Below are 19,383 nucleotides of genomic sequence, written 5' to 3'. Positions count from 1 at the left end.
GTCAGGAGTCCTTTCGCGGCAGGTCGAGGGGGGCGTCCAGGAGGGCGGTCAGGTCGCGGACGAACGCCGCGGCGCGCGGATCGTCCTGGCCGCCGAGCGGGGTCAGGAGCCGGTCGAGCAGCTCCTGGACCAGGCCCAGGGCCGGCCGTACGACCTCGCGCCCCTGGTCGGTGAGGGCGAGACGTACGGCACGGGTGTCGGCGAGGTCGCGGGTGCGCTCGATGAGGCCGTCGGCCTCCAGCGTCCGGGCGAGCTTCGAGACGTACAGCGCCTCCAGGCCGGTGTGGTCGGCCAGCTCACGCTGGCTGGGCCGCCGCCCGGCACTCTCGATGCCGTACAGCGAGGCCAGCAGCACGTACTGCGCGTGCGTCAGGTTCAGCGGCGCCAGCGTGCGGTCGACCGCGACCCGCCACTTGTTCGCCAACCGCCAGACGAGGTAGCCCGGCGTCGGCACCATCGGTGTCCCGCTCATGAGAAACAATATACATGGATACTATGTACATGGCTACTGTTCTCCGCCATCGGTCGCACGACGGAGCGCCGGCGGCCTCGGGCCGACCGCGTCGGCCGGCACGCTGCCGCCCCTCGACCCGGCCGCCCGGACGGGCGTGCTTCAGCGTCGGCCTGACCCGGACCGTGCTGCCGAACGGCGTCACGGTCTGGGGGAAGACCGGCGCCCGGCCGGGCTACACCACCGGGGTCTTCGCCACCCGCGACCGGAGCCGCGTGCTCGTCTACTCGCTCAACCCGACCGGTAACAAGGACGGCTCGGAGTCGCTGTACGTCGCCAAGATCGCCGCCGCTGCCTTCGACCCGGACCTCGCCTAACGGGCCACGGCCTTCGGGCCCGGCCTCGGCTAGCGGTCCGTGTCCTGGGCCCGCACGAGGCGCTTGGGGGCGGTGAGGCGCCAGGCTTCGGTGAGCAGCTCACGGAGATGGTCGGCGTCGACCCGCGGCACGTCGACGCCGATCCAGCCGTGCCGCCCGACGTACGCCGGGAAGGAGAAGATCTCCGGCTCCTCGGCGAGCAGTGCCGTCTGCTCGTCCTTCGTGGCCTTCACGCTCGCGAACGCGCCGTCGTCCGACAGCATCGCGAAGATCCGGTCGCGGACCCGGAAGGTCGGCCTGCCCCACGTCTCGCGCTCCTCGGCCTCGGGCAGCGCCAGCGCGATCTCACGCACCTGTTCTGCGGATGCCATACGCCCCTCCCGTCTCGGTCAGCCGCCGCACGAAGCATGGCAGCCGCCACCGACACTCAGATGCGCGAGGCGTGCCGATGGTCGTTCTCGTCCTCCGGGCCCTTCGGCACGCGGCAGGAGTACTCCAGGAAGAGCGCCGCGCCGATCAGCGCGATACCGGCCAGGGCGGTGCCGCCGCTGACGAAGAAGTCACGCCGGGGCGTCGGCTTGTCCAGTGACGAGATCAGGTAGACGGCCATCCCGGCGAAGCCGCCGGCCAGCACGGCGGCGGCGTGCGAGCTCGCCTTGGCCAGGGCCGCCAGCCGGGCGGCGACCAGCGGCTCGATCGGCTTCGTGCCGGGCCGGCGCTGGATCCGGGCGCGCGTGAAGAACGCCGTGTACAGCTCGCCAAGGGTGAGCAGCAGCAGCGACGGCACCATCGTCCAGGGCAGGACCGGCAGCGAGGTGTAGAACAGGCGCACCACCGCCCACACCACGACGGCGACGCCGATCAGTACGGCGGCCAGAACCGCGATCCGGGTCGGCTTCACGCGGGCGGCTGCAGGGAGAGGTCGTCGCGGCGCCGAAGCTCCTGCCCGGCGACCGCCGGCAGCAGGTCCGCGACGCGGCCCCGGCCCGGCAGCAAGGCGTCCGGGTCGACGTCCGCCCAGGGCACCAGCACGAACGCCCGCTCGTGGGCGCGCGGGTGCGGCAGGACCAGCTCCGGGGCGTCCGAGGTCACGTCGTTCACGGTGACGATGTCGATGTCGAGCGTGCGGGGCCCCCAGTGGACGTCCCGGACGCGGTCCATCGACTCCTCGATGTTCAGGACGCGTTCGAGCAGCGACTGCGGCGCCACGCTGCTGTCCGCGACGATCACCACGTTGAGGAAGTCGTCCTGCTCCGGGCCACCGACCGGTTTGGTCTCGTAGACCGGGGAGATCGCGATGAAGTCGAGGCCGGGTGCGTCGAACAGCGCGTCGATGCCCTCCTGCAAATTGTCGAGGCGGTCGCCGAGGTTGCTGCCCAGCGACAGCACGGTCCGGCTTTTCTGCTCAGAAGTCGTCATGAGCGGCTCCGGTGGATGGTCACGGCCACGTCGGTGAAGGGATGGGGCACAGGGGCGTTGGGTTTGTGCACGGTGATCTCCACGCTCTCGACCTGTGCCACGTCGAGACAGCGGGCCGCCAGTCGCTCGGCCAGCGTCTCGATCAGGTTGACGGGTTCGCCTTCGACCACGGACACGAGCCGGTCGGCCAGTGCCCCATAGTCGACGGTACGCAATAGATCATCTCCGGCCGCGGCCGGGCGGATGTCAAGACCCAACGTGACATCGATGACGAACTCCTGTCCGAGTTCGCGTTCGGCGGGCAGGACGCCGTGCCGGCCCCACGCGCGCAGGCCGCGCAGCACGATCCGGTCGCCATTCACTGTCACTCGGTCTCTTCCTCCCTGCCCAGGACGGGCGAGCCGTGGTGAAGCCACAGCCGCCACCCGGCCTCCGTACGTACGAACACGTTGGTGGTCACCACGCTTCCCCCGGAGGTCAACCCGATGTCGGTCTCCTCGGCGGCGGTGATGATGTTCTCCGCGCAACTGACGACGGCCTGATCGCCGGAGATCTTGATCTGGGTGTCGGTCAGCACGAACTGGATGTACGGGGTGTTGGCCATGATCAACGCCCAGGAGCGCAGGACCGCGCCGCGGCCCCGGATCACCGGCCAGCCCGGATGGACGCAGACCACGTCGTCGGCGTACGCGCCGTCCGCCCAGACCGCGCCCATCCGGTCGAGGTCCGCGGACTCGAACGCGGCGTAGAACTCGGCGTGCACGCCCTCGATCGCCCGTACGTCCAGCTCGGTCACCGGGCGGCTCCCCAGGCGGCGGCGACGCGTACGGCGTCCGCGCTGGGCCGGACCTCGTGCACGCGGACGCACCATGCTCCGGCGGCGGCGGCGAGCGCGGTGATCGCGACCGTGGCGTCGTCGGACTCGTCGAACGGGCGGGGCGTTCCGTCGGGGGCGGCGAGCAGCCGGCCCAGGAACCGTTTGCGCGAGGCGGCCACCAGGATGGGGTGGCCCAGGGCCAGCAGGGCGTCCAGATGGGCGAGGAGCGTCCAGTTGTGGTTGTCCTCCGGCCGCTTGGCGAAGCCGAGACCGGGGTCGACGACCAGGAGGGACGGGTCGACGCCCTCGTCGACGACCGCGTCGATGCGGGCACGCAGCTCGTCGCGCACCTCGCGTACGACGTCGGCGTAGACGGCACGCTTGTCCATGTCGTGGCTGTGCCCGCGCCAGTGCATGACGACGTACGGGACGGCCGCCTTCGCGACCGCGCGCGGCATGGCGGGGTCGGCCAGCCCGCCGCTCACGTCGTTGACCAGCCGGGCCCCGGCCGCGACGGCCGCCTCGGCGACCTCCGCCCGCATCGTGTCGACGCTGACCGGCACCCCCTCGGCGGACAGCGCCTCGATCACCGGGATGACCCGGCGCAGCTCCTCGCGCAGGGACACCCGCTGGGCGCCGGGCCGGGTCGACTCGCCGCCGACGTCGACGATGTCGGCGCCTTCGGCGACGAGATCCAGGCCTCGGCGGATCGCGGCGTCATGGTCGAACCAGGCGCCGCCGTCGGAGAACGAATCGGGCGTGACGTTGACGACGCCCATGACGAGGCAGCGCCCGGGATCGGGCAGGCCGGCGACGCTCATGGTCATATCGCCAGACTAGAGGGTCCCGGTGATCATGGTCGTTTCAGACCGGGGATGCGCAGGCGCGGCCAGACGATGAACGCCTCGGCCTCCAGCGCCGCCAGCGCGATGCGGGGCGCGTCGTTGAGGCTCGGGTAGACGAAGAACCTCGGCTGCCACTCCGGCTGGAACTTGGCGTTGAACTTGTACAGCGACTCGATCTGGAACCAGCGGGACAGGAAGATCAGCAGGCCGCGCCACGCCTTGAGGACGGGACCGGCGCCGATCCGCTCGCCGCGGGCCAGCGCCGCGCGGAACACCGCGAAGTTCAGCGAGATCCGCTTGACGCCGAGGTCCGGGGCGGCCTTGAGCGCCTCGACGATCAGGAAGTCGTTGAGGCCGGGCTGGGCGGCCCGGTCGCGCCGCATGAGGTCGAGGGACAGCCCGTCGGCGCCCCAGGGTACGAAGTGCAGAATGGCGTGCAGCTCGCCGTCCTGCTTCGCGGTGGCGACCACGCACTCCTCGTCGCCGGGCTCGCCCACGCGGCCCAGCGCCATCGAGAACCCCCGCTCGGTGTCGGTGCCGCGCCAGGCGTCCGCCTGGTCCCACAGCGCCGTCAGCTCTTCGGGGGCGTAGTCCTTCTCACGGCGCACCTCGGCGGTGTAGCCCTGGCGGGCCACCCGGTTCACCATCTGCCGGACGTTGCGCATCGTCCGGCCCTCCAGGGAGAACTCGGCGGCGTCCACGATCGCCTCGTCGCCGAGTTCGAGCGCCGACAGGCCCGTGTCGCGGCACCAGACCTCCGCGGCGAGCTCGCTGCAGCCCATCACGGCGGGCGCCCAGGCGTGCCGGGCCGCCTCCTCCAGGAACGCCTCGATCGCGCCGGGCCACGCCTCCGGGTCGCCGATCGGGTCGCCGCCGGCCAGCATCACGCCGGACACCACCCGGTACGTGACGCACGCCTTGCCGGTCGGCGACCAGATCACGCTCTTGTCCCGGCGCAGCGAGAAGTAGCCGAGCGAGTCACGGGTGCCCTGCCGGGCGAGCAGGTCCCGGATCCGCTCCTCGTCCTCGGCGGACATCGAGGGGGCGGGCTCGGCCGGGCGGAGGAACAAGAAGGCCGTCGTCCCCGCGGTGAACAGGCCGAGCGTGCCCAGGATCAGGCTGAACAGGTCGTTTCGGCGGTCGGAGACGAAGGTCACCGGGCCGGAGGCACCGAACAGGCCGGTGACCACGTGCCAGAGCCGCTCGGAGAAGGAGTAGTCGCGGACGAGCCCGTGCCGGTTCACCGCGATGAACAGCAGGCCGACCCCGACGCTGGCCGCGGCCAGGAACGACCCGACCCACAGCGCCCGCCACCGGGTCCGCGGGTCACCGGTCGCGTAGAACTCCTGGCGGAAGTAGATCAGCGCCCCCAGCAGCGCCGCCGCGACGATGGCCGACAGCGCGAAGTCCTTGACGACGTGGGAGACGATCGTGAAGGCGAGCAGGCCGACCACCGCGCGCCACGCGCGGCGCTTGCGGCGGCGCAGGCCGTGGGACAGCAGGAGCAGGAGCAGCCCGGCGACGAGCGTCGCCGTACGGGCCGCGTTGTTCACCGAGCCGGGGACGTACTCGTCGAGCCGCACCATCCGGCGGTGCCACTCCGGCAGCAGCGCCCCGACGACGTCGTGCAGGCCGATCAGGAAGGACAGCCAGCCGGCGACGGCCGGCACCCAGCGCCGCTGCCGGCGGCGCTCCGGCGCACGCCCGCCCGGCTCCGGGCGGGTCGGCGCGTTCTGCTTCGTCTCCCCCATCACGGCCCCACAGCGTCGTCGTCACCCGGGTTCGCCCGGTTCGCCATCAACACCGCCATCGATTCCTCGGAATCCGGCCGCAGCAGTCTCCCGCAACGCTGAACTACTCGTTCGACGATTGGTCAAGGCGTGGAGTTCGCCACTTGCCCGCTCGGTCAGGAGGTCGTCACCTTGAGGGCAGGTGCCGCCGGACCGAGGCCGGCGGCACACGTGTCGGCCGCCCAGGTGTCAGCGGCCGAGGATGAGGCTCATCGCCTCCGCGCGGGTGCTCGGCGACTCGCGGAAGTCGCCCCGCACCGCCGACGTCACCGTCCGCGCGCCGGGCTTGCGCACCCCGCGCATGGTCATGCACAGGTGCTCGGCCTCGATCACGACGATCACCCCGCGCGGCTTCAGGGTGTTCATCAGCGCGTCGGCGATCTGCGACGTCATGCGCTCCTGCACCTGCGGCCGCCGCGCGTACATGTCGACAAGCCGGGCCAGCTTGGACAGCCCGGTGATCTGCCCGCGGGCGTTCGGCGTGTAGCCGACGTGCGCGACCCCGTGGAACGGCACGAGGTGGTGCTCGCAGGTGCTGTACACCTCGATGTCCTTGACGAGCACCATCTCGTCGTGGTCGGCGTCGAAGACCGTGGTCAGGACGTCCTCGGGCTCCTGCCGCAGCCCCGCGAACTGCTCGGCGTACGCCCGGGCGACCCGCGCCGGGGTGTCGAGCAGCCCGTCGCGATCGGGGTCCTCCCCGACCGCGATCAGGATCTCACGTACCGCCTTCTCGATCCGCGCCTGGTCGACCGGCGGCCCGTGAAGAACGGGCTCCTCGCTCACGCCTTGCCTTCGGTGTCGCTGTCCTTGTGCTCGCCCAGCGCCGGGCGGGACGAGCCACTGCCGTTGCCCTGAGTGAGGTCCTGGACGTCCTTCGGGCCGAGCAGCGCCAGCTCCTTCGGCGTCAGCACCGGCGGGCGGTCCGACGGGAGCCGCTTGCCGTAGCCGCTGTACGACGGGGCGGCCGGGCGCTTCTGCACGGACTCGAAGATCTCCAGCACCTGCTGCTTGGAGAGGGTCTCCTTCTCCATGAGGTGCAGCACCAGGTTGTCGAGCACGTCGCGGTACTCGACCAGGATCTCCCAGGCGATGTCGTGCGCCGACTCGATCAGCCGCCGGACCTCGTCGTCGATCGCCGAGGCGATCTCCTCGGAGTAGTCACGGTTGTGCGACATCTCCCGGCCCAGGAACGGCTCGCCGTTGCCCTCGCCGAACTTGCGGGCGCCGAGGCGCTCGGACATGCCGTACTCGGTGACCATCTTGCGGGCGATCGAGGTGGCCTTCTCGATGTCGTTGGCCGCGCCGGTGGTCGGCTCGTGGAAGACCAGCTCCTCGGCGGTACGGCCGCCGAGCAGCATCGCCAGCTGGTCGAGCATCTCCGACCGGCTCGCGAGGAACTTGTCCTCCATCGGCAGCGTCATCGTGTAGCCCAGCGCCTGCCCACGGGACAAGATCGTGATCTTGTGCACGGGGTCGGCGTTCGGCAGCGCGTGCGCCACGAGCGCGTGACCGCCCTCGTGGTAGGCGATCGTCTTCTTCTCCCGGTCGGACATGACCCGGCTCTTGCGCTCCGGCCCGGCCATGACCCGGTCGATCGCCTCTTCGAGGGTGTTCATGTCGATCTGCTTGCGGTCCATGCGTGCCGTCAGCAGGGCCGCCTCGTTGATCACGTTGGCGAGGTCGGCGCCGGTGAAGCCCGGAGTACGGCGGGCGATGGTGTCCAGGTCGACGTCCGGCGCGAACGGCTTGCCGCGGCCGTGCACCCGCAGGATGCCCTTACGGCCCTCCAGGTCCGGCCGGTCGATGACGATCTGCCGGTCGAAGCGGCCCGGGCGCAGCAGCGCCGGGTCGAGGATGTCCGGCCGGTTGGTCGCGGCGATCAAGATCACGCCGCCCTTGACGTCGAAGCCGTCCATCTCGACGAGCAGCTGGTTCAGCGTCTGCTCGCGCTCGTCGTGACCGCCGCCGAGCCCGGCACCACGGTGCCGGCCGACCGCGTCGATCTCGTCGACGAAGATGATCGAGGGGGCGTTCGCCTTGGCCTGCTCGAACAGGTCACGGACGCGCGAGGCGCCGACACCGACGAACATCTCCACGAAGTCCGAACCGGAGATCGAGTAGAACGGCACACCGGCCTCACCCGCCACGGCGCGGGCCAGCAGCGTCTTACCGGTACCCGGCGAGCCGTACAGCAGCACGCCCTTGGGGATCTTCGCCCCGATCGCCTGGAACTTGGCGGGGTTCTGCAGGAACTCCTTGATCTCCTGCAGCTCCTCGATCGCCTCGTCAGCCCCGGCGACGTCCGCGAAGGTCGTCTTCGGCGTGTCCTTGGTGACCAGCTTGGCCCGCGACTTGCCGAAGTTCATCACCCTCGAGCCGCCGCCCTGCATCTGGTTCATGATGAACAGGAAGATCAGCACGACGACGACGATCGGCAGGAAGCTGAACAGCAGGCTCAAGAAGACGTTCTGCTTCGGCACCGAGGTGTTGTAGCTCTTCAGCTGGCCCTGGTCGGCCTTCTGCTGCAGCAGCTTGGCCAGCTCGTTACCCTGGCCGCTGACCCAGTTGGCCTGGAGCTGCTTGCCGTTGTTGAGCTTGACCTCGATCCGCTGATCCTTGTCGATGATCTGGGCGGACTTGACCTGGTTGTTCTGGATGGCCTGGACGACCTTCGAGGTATCGGCCTTCTCGTACGAGCCGCCGGGATTGATCCCGTACATGACGAGGAGCACCAGCGCCCCGAAGGCCAGAATCCACAGCAACGGCCCACGAAAGTAGCGCTTCAGATCCATTTATGCGGTGCCCCACGATGGGGCCCGTCCCTCCTGACCAGCGTCTCCAAGACCCCGCCGCGTAATGCGACGAGGCGGCCTTCCCGAGTGTGGCTCCCCGCATTGCAGCCGGGATACCGAAGGTACACCGGTCTCACGGAAGACCGCAGCACGACGACCGGTGTCCTACTTCGCAAGTAGCAACGTACTGAACTAACCCTCTTGTTCCCCACTTCCACCGTAGACGTGTGGGGCAAGTGTTCCCACGAACGGAAGGTTGCGGTAGCGCTCGTCGTAGTCGAGTCCGTAGCCGATCACGAACTCGTTCGGGATGTCGAACCCGACGTACTTCACGTCGACCTCGATCTTGGCGGCGTCCGGCTTGCGCAGCAGCGTGCAGACCTCCAGCGACGCCGGGCCGCGCGACTCCAGGTTGCTCATCAGCCAGTGCAGGGTGAGCCCCGAGTCGATGATGTCCTCGACGATCAGGACGTGGCGGCCCATGATGTCCGCGTCGAGGTCCTTGAGGATCCGTACGACGCCGGAGGACTGGGTCCCGGAGCCGTACGAGGAGACGGCCATCCAGTCCATCGAGATCGGCGCGTGGAGGGCGCGGGCCAGGTCCGCCATGACCATGACCGCGCCTTTGAGCACTCCGACGAGCAGGATCTCCCGGCCCGCATAGTCGGCGTCGATCTGGGCGGCGAGCTCCCGGATCTTGTCCTGGAGCTCCTCCTCGGGGATGAGCACCTTCTCCAGATCTGCCCGCATGTCCGTTTCGTCCACCGCAGAGCCTTTCGCGATCATGCCGTCCGCTTCACGCCTGTCCGAAAACTGCAGGTTGCCTAGATTTCTGAGGATTCGGACGGTCCGAAGAGCAGCTTTTCATACCGGCGTCGAGCCTGAACGCGGCCGGGTAGGTCCACGTGGGACTGGCCCCGCCAGGCCGTGACGAGGGCGTCCACCGCGTCGACGTGGACGGCCGCCAGAGTGCCCGGCGGGCTGCCCGCGGCGATCGCCGCCCGGCGCAGCACCCGCGTCCGCACCGCCCGCGGCAGCCCGGCCAGCACCTCGACGGAAAGACCGGACACCCCGGCACCACCGCCGGTCCCGGCGTCACCGCCGATCTCCGCCTCCTGGAGCGCGCGGTCGGCCCAGGCGTCGAGGGCGTCGGCGTCGTCGCGGAGCATCCTCGCCGTACGGGCCAGCGCGCCCGCCACACCCGGCCCCAGCTCCTCCTCGAGCAGCGGCAGGACGTCCTGGCGGATCCGCGCCCGGGCGAAGGCCGGGTCGCCATTGTGCGGGTCGTCCCACGGGTCCAGGCCCATGGCCAGGCAGGCGCGGCGGACCAGGTCGCGGTCGAGGCCGAGCAGCGGCCGGCGGTAGCGGCCCGCCGCCCTCGGCATCCCGGCCAGGGACCGGGCGCCCGACCCGCGCGCGAGGCCGAGCAGCACGGTCTCGGCCTGGTCGTCCAGCGTGTGCCCGAGAAGGACGGCGGTGGCGCGATGGCGCGCGGCGGCGTCGGCGAGCGCGGCGTACCGGGCGTCGCGGGCGGCGGCCTCGGGGCCGCCGGACGTCCCGACGGTCACACGCACGGCCTCGGCCGGCTCGAGATCGAGCCGTGTCATCGTCCCTACGACCTCGGCCGCGCGCTCGGCCGAGCCGTCCTGCAGGCCGTGGTCGACGGTGACGCCACCGGCCCGATGGCCGGATCTGGTCGCCTCGAAGGCCAGCGCCCCGGCCAGCGCGAGCGAGTCGGCACCACCGCTGCACGCGACGAGCACCAGATCGCCCGCGTCGATCTCGCGGAGGGCGCCGCGGACCGCCAGGCGTACCGCCGCGACCGCCGGATCAGGTCCCACGCCCCCATTCTCCAGCGCGGCGGCCGCCCGAGGAGACGGTCCCCGCGAAAGGGCGGCCGGCGGGGCCCGTCCCCGGGACAGGCGGGGTCACTCGGCGGACGGCAGCTCCGGCTTGCCGACCACCCGGTTGACCCACAGGGCGGGGTCGGAGATCTCCGCGTGCGTCGGCAGGGTGTTCGGCGAGGTCCAGACGCGGTTGAACTGCTCCATCCCGACCTGCTCGATGACGGCCCTGACGAACCGGGAGCCCTCGGCGTACTGCTTCATCTTCAGGTCGAGGCCGAGCAGGCGGCGCATGACCCGGTCCACTCCGGAACCGCCCTCGCGGCGGTGCTGGAACTTGGCGCGGATCTCCGCCACGCTCGGCACGACCTCGGGACCGACGGCGTCCATCACATAGTCGCCGTGCCCCTCGGCCAGCGTCATGACGGCGGTGAGGCGGTCGAGGATCTCCCGCTGCTCCGGCGTCTGGATCGCGTCGATGAGGTTGCCCTCGCCGCCGCGCACCGCGTCGGCGACGGCCTCGCCCACGTCGCGCAGCCGGTTGAGCAGCGCGCCGGGATCGAGGTCGGCGGCGAGCAGGAAGGCCGTCATCTGGTCCTGGACGTAGGCGCGCAGCCACGACACGGACGCGAACTGCGCCCGGTGCGTCTCCTCGTGCAGGCAGACCCACAGCCGGAAGTCGTGGGTGTTGACGTCCAGCTCCTGCTCGGCACTCACGATGTTGGGCGCGACGAGCGTCAGGCGCCCCGTCGGCGCGCGGCCGGCCGGGTCCGGCGGCAGGAACAGCTCGTACTGGCCGAGCACGCGGCTGGCCATGTACGCGAGGATGGCGCCGACCTGGGCGCCGGTGACCCGCGAGCCCACGGCCTGGATGACCGCGCCGCCGGCGCCGCCGCCGAGCCCATCGAGCATCCCGCCGCCACGGCGCTCCTGGAGCTGCTCCATCAGGGGCTCGAGGACGACCCGGAAGCCGTCGACGTTCGCCTTGATCCATCCTGGGCGGTCGACCACCTTGGCCGGGGACGGGTCGAGTCCGCCGTCCATCCCGGTGAACTCACGGACGTGGCCCTGCGCGATCCGCGACAGGTCCCTGAGCTCGGCGACGACCTGGTGGGCCTCGGCGGGGCTCACCTGGGGTCCTGAGCGGACGAGACGGGTCCCCGTCTGTACGGCGACGTTCCAGTCGATCATGGATGCTGGCATCACGTAACCTCTCCGGCCGGGCACCTCTACCGTACGTCCCCGCTCTTCGCGGGGGCATGCCCATATTCGCCCAACGCGCGAAGGGGCCGGATCGACTCCCGGCGGCCGGCCGGCGGCAGCCGCAGGTCACGCCCTCGCAGCCGAATCGACCGCCGAAGACCGCGGCCGGCCGGCGGCAGCCGCAGGTCACGCCCTCGCAGCCGAGTCGACCGCCGAAGACCGCGGCCGGCCGGCGGCAGCCGCAGGTCACGCCCTCGCAGCCGAATCGACCGCCGAAGACCGCGGCCGGCCGGTCAGTGGCAGCCGCAGGTGGCGAGGCTGCCGGCCAGGCCGTCCAGCGCGGCCAGCGCGGCGCTGGGGTTCGCGACGTTGTTGGCCATGAAGGCGAACGCCAGCAGCCGGCCGTCGGCGTCGTACACCACGCCGGCGAGGGTGTTCACGCCGTTCAGCGTGCCGGTCTTGCCGCGGACGAGGCCCATCCCGGCGGCGGAGCCGCCGGTGCGGTAGCGGCCCGCGAGGGTGCCGGAGAAGCCACCGATCGGCATCCCGGACATCACCGAGGCCAGCTCCGGGTGGGCACCCGAGGAGGCGGCCACGAGGATCCGGGCCAGGGCGTTCGGCGTGATCCGGTTGTCGGGCGACAGGCCGCTGCCGTCGACGGTCGCGACGCCGTTCGCGAGGCCGAGGCCGGCCAGCACCTCATGAACGGCCGCCGCTCCTCCCGCGAAGGACGCCGGCCGGTGGCGGGCGAGGGCCACCTGGCGGGCCATCGCCTCGGCCATGTCGTTGTCGCTGTTGGTCAGCAACTCCTCCACCAGCGCCGAGACCGGCGGGGACTGCACGGCGCCGAGCTGCTGGGCGCCCTGCGGCGCGGTGGTCTGGGAGCCGATGGTCGCGGAGACCCCCTGTTTGCGCAGCAGCTTGGCGAACGCGTCGGCGGCGATCCGGGGCGGGTTCTGCACGCGCACGTGCGAGGACGGCGCGACCCGGCCCTCGTCCACCTCCAGCGCCCACACCGGGGAGACGTCGCCCTCGGAGACGTAGTTGGGCTTCCAGCTCGGCCCCATCTGCTTCCCCGGGAACAGGGACACGTCGTAGTCGACGCGCACACTCCGGGTGCCGGCCGCCTTCAGCGCGGCCGCCGTCTGCTTGGCCAGGTCGGTCAGCGAGGCCGGACGCGGGTAGGCGTTCTTGGCCGGTGACCGGGTCAGAAGCGAGTCGCCGCCGCCGACGAGGATGACGCCGCCACCACCCTTGACCACCTTGGTGGTCAGCCGGTGATCGGGCCCCGCGGCGGCGAGCACCGCCGTCGAGGTGACCAGCTTGGTCGTCGAGGCGGGGACGGCCGGCCGGTCGGCGTTGCTGGCGTACAGCGCCCGGCCGCTGCTCGCGTCGATCACGGTGCCGGTCAGGTTGGCCCCCATCCCGGCATGCCGCATCAGGCCGTCCAGGCGCGAGGTCAGGCTGCCCGAGCTCGGTACCGGGGCCGTCGCGGCCAGCGAGCCCAGCGCCGGCGCCGCCGCCGTCACCAGCGCGCGCTGCGCGACGGTTGGAGGCCGCAGGGCGAGGGAACGGTCAGGTGTGAGCTTGACCACTGCCAGCGCGGCGGTGACGAGGAAGACGTTCAAGAGCGCCAGTGTGAGCATGGCCACAACGCGCTCGGGCCTCGGCACGTGCGCCCCTCCCCCATCGTCGTGCACTCGCTACGGTGCGAGATCCTTGTATGAGCCAACATCCAACCAGAACAACCTCGGCCCGCCCCGGGGAGCGGAGGACATTGTGGAATTCGACGTCACTATCGAGATTCCGAAAGGCCAGCGCAACAAGTACGAGATGGACCACGAGACCGGCCGGATCCGGCTGGACCGGATGCTGTTCACCTCGACCCAGTACCCCGCCGACTACGGCTTCGTCGAGAACACCCTGGGCGAGGACGGCGACCCGCTCGACGCCCTGGTCCTGCTGCAGGAGCCGACGTTCCCCGGCTGCCTGATCCGCTGCCGCGCCGTCGGGATGTTCCGGATGACGGACGAGGCGGGCGGTGACGACAAGGTGCTGTGCGTGCCCGCCACGGATCCGCGCTCGGAGCACCTGCGCGACATCCACCACGTCCCCGAGTTCGACCGGCTGGAGATCCAGCACTTCTTCGAGGTGTACAAGGACCTGGAGCCCGGCAAGTCCGTCGAGGGCGCGAGCTGGACCGGCCGCGCCGAGGCCGAGGCCGAGATCGAATTGTCGATCAAACGGGCGGCACAGCACGGTCACTGAGCGGCGATCGGGCGGGTGGCTCCGGCGTAATCCGGACGGAACGCCGGAGAGATCCGCACCCGCGCGCCGGTGAACGGCGCCTCGACCATCTGCCCGTTCCCGATGTAGATCCCGACGTGGTGGATCGTGCTCGGGTCTGCGGGGCTGTGCGCGAAGAAGACCAGGTCCCCCGGGCGCAGCTCGCCGCGTGACGGGTGCGGTCCGGCGTTGTACTGCGTGGTCGCGTAGTGGACCAGCCGGACCCCGGCCTTCGCCCAGGCGTACGTCACCAGGCCCGAGCAGTCGAACCCCACGGTGCCCGCGCCCTGCGCGATGCCCCGGGTCGGCCCGGTCTCGTTGCCCCCGCCCCAGGAGTACGGCGTGCCGAGCCACTTGAGCGCGGCGGACGCCGCGACGGAGCCGAGGTCGGTGCCTCTGGTGAGCGCGCGGACGAGCGCCCGATCGCCGGAGCCGAGCCGGGTTCCGGCGGGGACGACCTGGTGCGACGATACGGTCCGCTCGGTCCCCGGAGTGGCGACGCGAGCCTGATCGAGGGCCGCGGTACGGGCCTCTTCGAGCGCCGCGACGTTCGTCCGGGCCGCCTCCAGCTCGGCGACGAGGGCGGCCTTCCGCTGCTGGATGAGCTGGACGGCCTCCTGCTGCCGCGCCACCGCCGCGACGGCCACGTGCCAGGCGTCCTCGGCGCTCCGCGTCGCCTCCTGCCGGGCCGCGAGGGCATCGCGCGCCTGACGTTCGAAGACGTCCGCGACGGTCTTGACCGCGGTCTCCCGCTGGAGCACGGCGTGCTGCCGCTCGGTCAGCACCTGCGTCGTCGTCGCCCGCCCGAGGAACCCGGCCGGTCCGCCGGGCCCACCCAGAGCGGCGGCCCTGGACAGCAGGCCGCCCTGGCCGCGATAGGCGTCGACCGCCAGCCTCGCCGCGTCGTCCCGTACCTGGGCGAGCCGCCGCCGCGCCTGCGCGGATCGCCGCGCCGCCGCCTCGTACGCGGCCTTGGCCTGGTCGAGCTTGACGCGCTCGCCGTTGTACTGCTCGACGGCGCTCTCCGCCTGGCCCCCGAGGTCGTCGAGCAGCGCGTCGGCCTGGGCGAGCTCGGTGCTGATGCGCCCGACCCGGGCGGTCTCGGCGCGTACTCGCTCCCTGCCCCGCGCGAGATCACGGGCGCTGGGCCCGGGGCCCTCATCCGGCGCGAACCTGACGCCTGACGCGTCGTGGAGAAGGACGTCGGCGCCGGCCGGGCCGGCCGACGGACCGGCCACCGCGCACGTCGCGAACACCACGGCGCCGAGCCGACGCCGGACAACAGCTGACAAAGTGCCCCCTCGGATCCCGTTCCGCGTGAGCGATCTGTCACTCAGTTAGCCCCAGGAGTCACAACAGAAACACCGGTCACAGTCCGGATTCGCTCATGAGGGCCCGCAGCGGGACCCGTGCGGCGCACCGGCCACCCGGCACGACCAGCCGATCAGGCACGTCTCAGGAGCCGCCACAGTCGACCTCCCTGTCGGCCGGGCGCACCTCAGGAACCGCCCGGTCGGACCCCCTCGGGTCAGGGCACCTCAGGACGCGCCACAGTCGGCCCCTGCCGGCCAGGCGCACCTCAGGAACCGCCGCAATCGGGCCCCGCCGGCCAAGTGCACCGCAGGAGTCGCACAGTCGGACGCCTCCGCCGGTCAGGTGCACCGCAAGAGGCGGCCGATCCACGGCCGTACGGCCGACTTGGGCGGCAGCGGCCCCCGGGGATACGTGAAGATCGGGACCTCGCCGCCGTGGCCGGCGCGCAGCTCGGCCGCCTTGCACCAGTCGGCCGGAGTACGGGTCGCGGCCCACGCCAGGGCGAGCGCCTGGCGCACCTCGGGGACGCGTTCCCAGAGCTGCAGCAGCGTCACGGTCGCGTGCGCGGCGGCGTAGCCGTCGTCGGGGTAGGCGCGGCTGGCGAAGAACGGGGCGGTCACCCGGCCGCCGTGGGTGGTGGCCAGCACCCACGTCCAGTTGGCGACGACCAGTTCGCGCACCGGGTCGGCGAGCCGCTCGGCCGCGTCGTACATCCGTTCCTGGCGCCGGCCCGTGAGCCGATGGGTGTCCAGCAGCCAGTCGATCTCGCCCGGGGCGTCGCCTTCGGCGAGCCAGGCGAGCACCGTCAGGCCGCGCGCCGACTGCAGCCGGCACAGCTCGGCCACCTCACGGCGCATTCGGACGCCGGGCTGCAGCCACTGCGGCCACGGCGCCCGCTGGATCCGCTCCACCACGTCGACCAGCCGGGGCGGCACGGCGAGCGGGGCGACCAGATCACCGCGCAGGTCGCCGGGGCGCAGGGTGTAGGCCGACACTAGGTGTTCTCCGCGGCGGACGGTGCCGGGTTCCGGGCCGGGTCGGAGCGCCGTTCGCCGATCTCCGACTGCTCGGTGCGTCGTTCGCCGGTCTGACGTTCGTCGCCCTGTCGCTCGTCGGTCTGTCGCTGGGGAGCGGGACGCCGCTCCGGTGGGCCGGACTGCGAGGAGCGCGTGGTGGCCGGTGGTGAGTCCGACGGGCGGCCGGACGGCGGCTCCGTCGACGGCGGCGGAGCCGGGGTCGCCGACGGTGGCGGGGCCGGGGTCGGCGGCGGGGACGACGGGGGCTGCGGCTGGGTCGGCGAGGGCGAGGGCGAGGACGGCGACGGAGTCGGAGTCGGCTGCGGTGAACCGGGAGGCGGGGCGGACGGCGGGGTCGGCGGGGCCGGCGCGCTCCAGTCCACGACCACCCGCATCCCACCGGGCGAGAAGGTGATCACCGCCTCGCCCGGGCCGTCGCCGGGTGCCCGTACGACGGTCTTCCCGGTCGCTCCCGGACCGAGTGAGCCGTCGGAGGGTTCGACGGTCACCGCGCCCGTCGTCGCGGCATGCCACTGCACCGCCCCGTCGACCGCCTGGAGCACGACCGTGCCCGTGCCGCCGGAGCCGAGCCTCAGCCGGCCGGGCACGGCATAGACCCATCCGTTGTCGGCGGCGGGCACGAGGGGCGCCGGCCGCGCGGTCGGCGCCACCGCCCCGTCATGCGGACCGAGCGCGAACGTCGCGGCCACCGGCCGCCCGACCGCGGGTGGCCCGATCAGACCGGGGCTGGGCACGCGGGTACGTGGCCTGGAGGCGCCGCCACCGGCGACGACAGGCAGGTGACGGGTGTCCCGGCCGATCAACTGGCACACGGTCGCGACACCGACCGCCGTGACGACCGCGCCGGCCGCCGCGATCACTCCACGCGGCCAGCGTGCCCCGCGGGCGGCCGGGTCGGCACGGCCCGGCCCCTGCTGCCTGGGGAAGCCCCGGGCGCCGAAGGCACGCAGGCGGGCGGCGGCGAACAGCCGATAGCCGGCCAGCCGCGGGTCGGTGAAGCAGCCCGTGACCTGCCGGCGCAGCGAGTCGGACGGGACGGCGTGCGGCAGCAGCGCGCAGACCTTGGCGGTGGAGATCGTGCGCGGCAGGTGCGCCGCGCAGATGTCGCACTCGATCCCGTGACCCACGAGAGCCGCGCGTACGTCGTCGCCGAGCTCGCCACGGCGGTGGCGCAGGATGGCCGCCCGGCCGTCGCACTCGAGCGTGTCCTCGTGGGCGAGGATCTCCGCGATCACGGCCGCCTCGAGCAGCTCGCCCGCCTGGTGGAGCAGGTCCGTGACCTCCCGGACCGGCAGGCCGACGACACCGGCGAGGTCGGACGTCTCGAGGGAGTGGCGGTGGTGCAGGTCGAGGAGCTCCTGGCTGAGCGCCGGCAGCCCGGTGACCGCCTGCCAGGCGATCACGCGCAGGTCCACGTCGTCCTGGTCGTGGCGGGCGATGGGCAGGTCGGGGTGCGGCACCCCGAGCGGCCGCCGGCGGCGGCACTCGATTCGCGCGAGGGCGTACAGCCATGGCCCGAACCGCTCGGGGACCCGCAGCTCGCCGATGTGGGCCTCGGCGGCGAGCAGCGTGTCACGGAGCGTCAGCTTCGCCGCCTCGCGGTTGCGCAGCTGGAACCAGCAGTAGTCGTAGAGACGATCGGCGTAGGCGTCGTACACCGCGCCGATCGCGCCGGGATCGCCCGACCGCAGGCCACCGACCATGAGGCGGTCTTCCATGGCGCGAAGGTAAAGCCTTTTCCGCCTCGCATTCAACTGTTTCCCGGAACCCTTGCGTAGATAATTTGGCCACGCCAGATAAATGATCTCCAAGCGTCTAACAAATAGACGGAAAAGACGGATTTCAGCGATTCGTCGGAAAGGTGCGGCGAAAGGCGTCTCGCCGTGGTTCGGCGGCGCGATCGGCCCGTACGGAGCTCGCCGGCACCGGTGCGGCCACGGGGTTCAGCCGGTGCCGCGCGACTTCCGACACCGGGCTTCAGCCGGTGATACGCGACATCCAGCGCCGAGGCTCATCCGATGACACGCAGTATCCGGCGCAGGGGTTCGGCGGGTGACACGCGACGTCCCGAGCCGGCGATGCGCGACTTCCCGCGCGACGGGTTCAGCCGGTGACGCGCGATATTCCGGCCATGGCGCAGCCGGCTTCCAGCTCGGACAGACCGAAAGCCGCGACCGGCCCCAAAGCCCCTGTTTCCGTCATTCCGCTGGCGGCCTGGCGGGCGCCCCAGGCGACGATTCCGGCCGTGAAATCGTACGGATCGCCGCCCGAGAGGTGTATCTCCGTGAGGAGTGTGCCCTGCGCGTCATAGGCGGCGGCCACGATCCGCGACGTCAGCGTGCCCTTGCCGGCCCGGCGGCGCGCGATGCGGGCCAGCCCGCCTCCGCAGAACCCGATCACGGCGGACGCGGCCCGGCCGCGCGGCAGCCGGGCGGCGATCCGCGTGGCCGCGCCGAACCAGCCGAGATGGACGTTCACCTCGCGCAGCCCGGGATAGGACGCCGGCAGCGTGAAGTGCTCGGACGCCCCCATGGACATGGCGGCCCGCGACCGGCCCGCCATCTCGAAGTCCCGCACCCGCGACCGCGGCTCGTCCACGACGCCGTCCTGGTAGGTGAACATCCGCGTGGCCAGCAGGCCCGGCGCCGAGTCGAAGGTGCCGGCGGAAAGCCCGCGCGCGAGCGATCCGCCACCGAGGAAGTAGCCGACGTCGACCCGTACGGCGTCCTCGCCGACCCGGTCGAGGGCGAGGGCGCCCGCGAGGTTGCCGGGAACGTGGTGGTAGCCGAAGGCGGGCAGCAGGGCGGAACTCGCCTTGACGCCGTACTCCTCGAAGGCCTCCCGTACGAACCGCGGTTCCCCCGCCGTGTCGAGGTAGTGCGCTCCCGCGTCGACCGCCGCGGCGAGGGCCGCGTGGCCGTGCCGGGAGAACGGGCCGACCGTGGTGACGAGCACGTCCTCGCGTTCGACGAGGGAACGGACCGTCCACGGATAGGCGGCGTCCGCGTACGCCGTCTCCAGGCCGCCCAGTTCGGCGGCGAGCGCGGCGAGGGCCTTGGTGTTCCGCCCGGCGAGGACCGGGCGTACTCCTTGGTCGATGAGCGCTCGGGCGGTCAGCGTGCCGGTGTAGCCGGAAGCGCCGAAGATCACGATGCGCCCCGCCATGCGACCTCCCCGGCTGCGAAAAGATATCCGCCTGTCGCGC

At 72.0% G+C, this 19,383-nt stretch carries 20 protein-coding genes; 2 read left to right on the top strand and 18 right to left on the bottom strand.

Going from position 1 to position 19,383, the window contains the following annotated elements:
- Nucleotide 1 precedes the first annotated feature (1 nt).
- Nucleotides 2–472 carry a MarR family winged helix-turn-helix transcriptional regulator gene (locus ABD978_RS09690; protein ID WP_345351799.1) on the bottom strand — a complete coding sequence of 157 codons (471 nt, stop codon included), beginning with the start codon at nucleotides 470–472 and terminating at the stop codon, nucleotides 2–4.
- A gap of 29 nt (nucleotides 473–501) precedes the next feature.
- On the opposite strand from ABD978_RS09690, the gene ABD978_RS09685 reads away from it, so the two are divergent.
- Nucleotides 502–828, top strand: coding sequence for a hypothetical protein (locus ABD978_RS09685; protein ID WP_345351796.1), 327 nt, complete (start codon nucleotides 502–504; stop codon nucleotides 826–828).
- Nucleotides 829–857: 29 nt separating this feature from the next.
- Here ABD978_RS09685 and ABD978_RS09680 read toward each other — a convergent pair whose 3' ends face one another.
- The 13 genes from ABD978_RS09680 to dacB form a co-directional block, all read right to left on the bottom strand.
- Nucleotides 858–1,199, bottom strand: coding sequence for an MmcQ/YjbR family DNA-binding protein (locus tag ABD978_RS09680; RefSeq protein WP_345351793.1), 342 nt, complete (start codon nucleotides 1,197–1,199; stop codon nucleotides 858–860).
- Between the two features lie 56 nt (nucleotides 1,200–1,255).
- Nucleotides 1,256–1,729 (bottom strand): DUF3180 domain-containing protein, encoded by a 474-nt coding sequence (locus tag ABD978_RS09675; RefSeq protein WP_345351791.1) that lies wholly within the window; start codon nucleotides 1,727–1,729, stop codon nucleotides 1,256–1,258.
- Entirely contained in the window at nucleotides 1,726–2,247 is a 522-nt protein-coding gene (gene folK / locus ABD978_RS09670; protein ID WP_345351788.1) for a 2-amino-4-hydroxy-6-hydroxymethyldihydropteridine diphosphokinase, read from the bottom strand. The genes ABD978_RS09675 and folK overlap by 4 nt, the downstream gene beginning before the upstream one ends.
- The gene (folB, locus tag ABD978_RS09665) at nucleotides 2,244–2,609 is read right to left on the bottom strand and encodes a dihydroneopterin aldolase (protein WP_345353664.1); all 366 of its coding nucleotides are present in this window, start codon (nucleotides 2,607–2,609) and stop codon (nucleotides 2,244–2,246) included. The genes folK and folB overlap by 4 nt, the downstream gene beginning before the upstream one ends.
- A gap of 2 nt (nucleotides 2,610–2,611) precedes the next feature.
- The gene (locus tag ABD978_RS09660) at nucleotides 2,612–3,043 is read right to left on the bottom strand and encodes a nuclear transport factor 2 family protein (protein WP_345351785.1); all 432 of its coding nucleotides are present in this window, start codon (nucleotides 3,041–3,043) and stop codon (nucleotides 2,612–2,614) included.
- The gene (gene folP / locus ABD978_RS09655) at nucleotides 3,040–3,891 is read right to left on the bottom strand and encodes a dihydropteroate synthase (RefSeq protein WP_486303910.1); all 852 of its coding nucleotides are present in this window, start codon (nucleotides 3,889–3,891) and stop codon (nucleotides 3,040–3,042) included. Before folP ends, ABD978_RS09660 begins: the two co-directional genes overlap by 4 nt.
- A gap of 26 nt (nucleotides 3,892–3,917) precedes the next feature.
- The gene (locus ABD978_RS09650; protein ID WP_345351782.1) at nucleotides 3,918–5,660 is read right to left on the bottom strand and encodes a phosphatidylglycerol lysyltransferase domain-containing protein; all 1,743 of its coding nucleotides are present in this window, start codon (nucleotides 5,658–5,660) and stop codon (nucleotides 3,918–3,920) included.
- A gap of 228 nt (nucleotides 5,661–5,888) precedes the next feature.
- Nucleotides 5,889–6,485, bottom strand: coding sequence for a GTP cyclohydrolase I FolE (gene folE / locus ABD978_RS09645; protein WP_345351779.1), 597 nt, complete (start codon nucleotides 6,483–6,485; stop codon nucleotides 5,889–5,891).
- A complete protein-coding gene (gene ftsH / locus ABD978_RS09640) occupies nucleotides 6,482–8,494 on the bottom strand; it encodes an ATP-dependent zinc metalloprotease FtsH (protein WP_345351776.1) in 2,013 nt (670 codons plus the stop codon). Before ftsH ends, folE begins: the two co-directional genes overlap by 4 nt.
- A gap of 192 nt (nucleotides 8,495–8,686) precedes the next feature.
- The gene (gene hpt, locus ABD978_RS09635; protein WP_345351773.1) at nucleotides 8,687–9,259 is read right to left on the bottom strand and encodes a hypoxanthine phosphoribosyltransferase; all 573 of its coding nucleotides are present in this window, start codon (nucleotides 9,257–9,259) and stop codon (nucleotides 8,687–8,689) included.
- Nucleotides 9,260–9,318: 59 nt separating this feature from the next.
- Nucleotides 9,319–10,335, bottom strand: a complete 1,017-nt coding sequence (gene tilS, locus ABD978_RS09630) for a tRNA lysidine(34) synthetase TilS (protein ID WP_345351770.1) — start codon at nucleotides 10,333–10,335, stop codon at nucleotides 9,319–9,321.
- 87 nt (nucleotides 10,336–10,422) lie between these two features.
- A complete protein-coding gene (locus tag ABD978_RS09625; protein ID WP_345353661.1) occupies nucleotides 10,423–11,529 on the bottom strand; it encodes a zinc-dependent metalloprotease in 1,107 nt (368 codons plus the stop codon).
- 305 nt (nucleotides 11,530–11,834) lie between these two features.
- Nucleotides 11,835–13,214 carry a D-alanyl-D-alanine carboxypeptidase/D-alanyl-D-alanine endopeptidase gene (gene dacB, locus ABD978_RS09620; protein WP_345351767.1) on the bottom strand — a complete coding sequence of 460 codons (1,380 nt, stop codon included), beginning with the start codon at nucleotides 13,212–13,214 and terminating at the stop codon, nucleotides 11,835–11,837.
- 106 nt (nucleotides 13,215–13,320) lie between these two features.
- Between dacB and ABD978_RS09615 the strand changes: the two genes are divergently transcribed.
- On the top strand, nucleotides 13,321–13,809 hold the full coding sequence (locus tag ABD978_RS09615; protein ID WP_345353659.1) for an inorganic diphosphatase: 489 nt from the start codon (nucleotides 13,321–13,323) through the stop codon (nucleotides 13,807–13,809).
- On the opposite strand, the gene ABD978_RS09610 is transcribed toward ABD978_RS09615, so the two are convergent.
- From ABD978_RS09610 to ABD978_RS09595, 4 genes are all read right to left on the bottom strand, one after another.
- Nucleotides 13,803–15,119, bottom strand: a complete 1,317-nt coding sequence (locus ABD978_RS09610) for an NlpC/P60 family protein (RefSeq protein ID WP_345351764.1) — start codon at nucleotides 15,117–15,119, stop codon at nucleotides 13,803–13,805. The genes ABD978_RS09615 and ABD978_RS09610 overlap by 7 nt on opposite strands.
- Nucleotides 15,120–15,479: 360 nt before the next feature.
- The gene (locus tag ABD978_RS09605; protein ID WP_345351761.1) at nucleotides 15,480–16,136 is read right to left on the bottom strand and encodes a hypothetical protein; all 657 of its coding nucleotides are present in this window, start codon (nucleotides 16,134–16,136) and stop codon (nucleotides 15,480–15,482) included.
- Nucleotides 16,136–17,896, bottom strand: a complete 1,761-nt coding sequence (locus ABD978_RS09600) for a sigma-70 family RNA polymerase sigma factor (RefSeq protein WP_345351758.1) — start codon at nucleotides 17,894–17,896, stop codon at nucleotides 16,136–16,138. Before ABD978_RS09600 ends, ABD978_RS09605 begins: the two co-directional genes overlap by 1 nt.
- 385 nt (nucleotides 17,897–18,281) lie before the next feature.
- Entirely contained in the window at nucleotides 18,282–19,343 is a 1,062-nt protein-coding gene (locus tag ABD978_RS09595) for a saccharopine dehydrogenase NADP-binding domain-containing protein (protein WP_345351755.1), read from the bottom strand.
- Nucleotides 19,344–19,383 lie beyond the last annotated feature (40 nt).

It is taken from the genome of Actinoallomurus liliacearum, from assembly GCF_039542035.1.
GTDB lineage: Bacteria > Actinomycetota > Actinomycetes > Streptosporangiales > Streptosporangiaceae > Actinoallomurus > Actinoallomurus liliacearum.
This window is presented reverse-complemented; position numbering and strand designations above follow the sequence as displayed.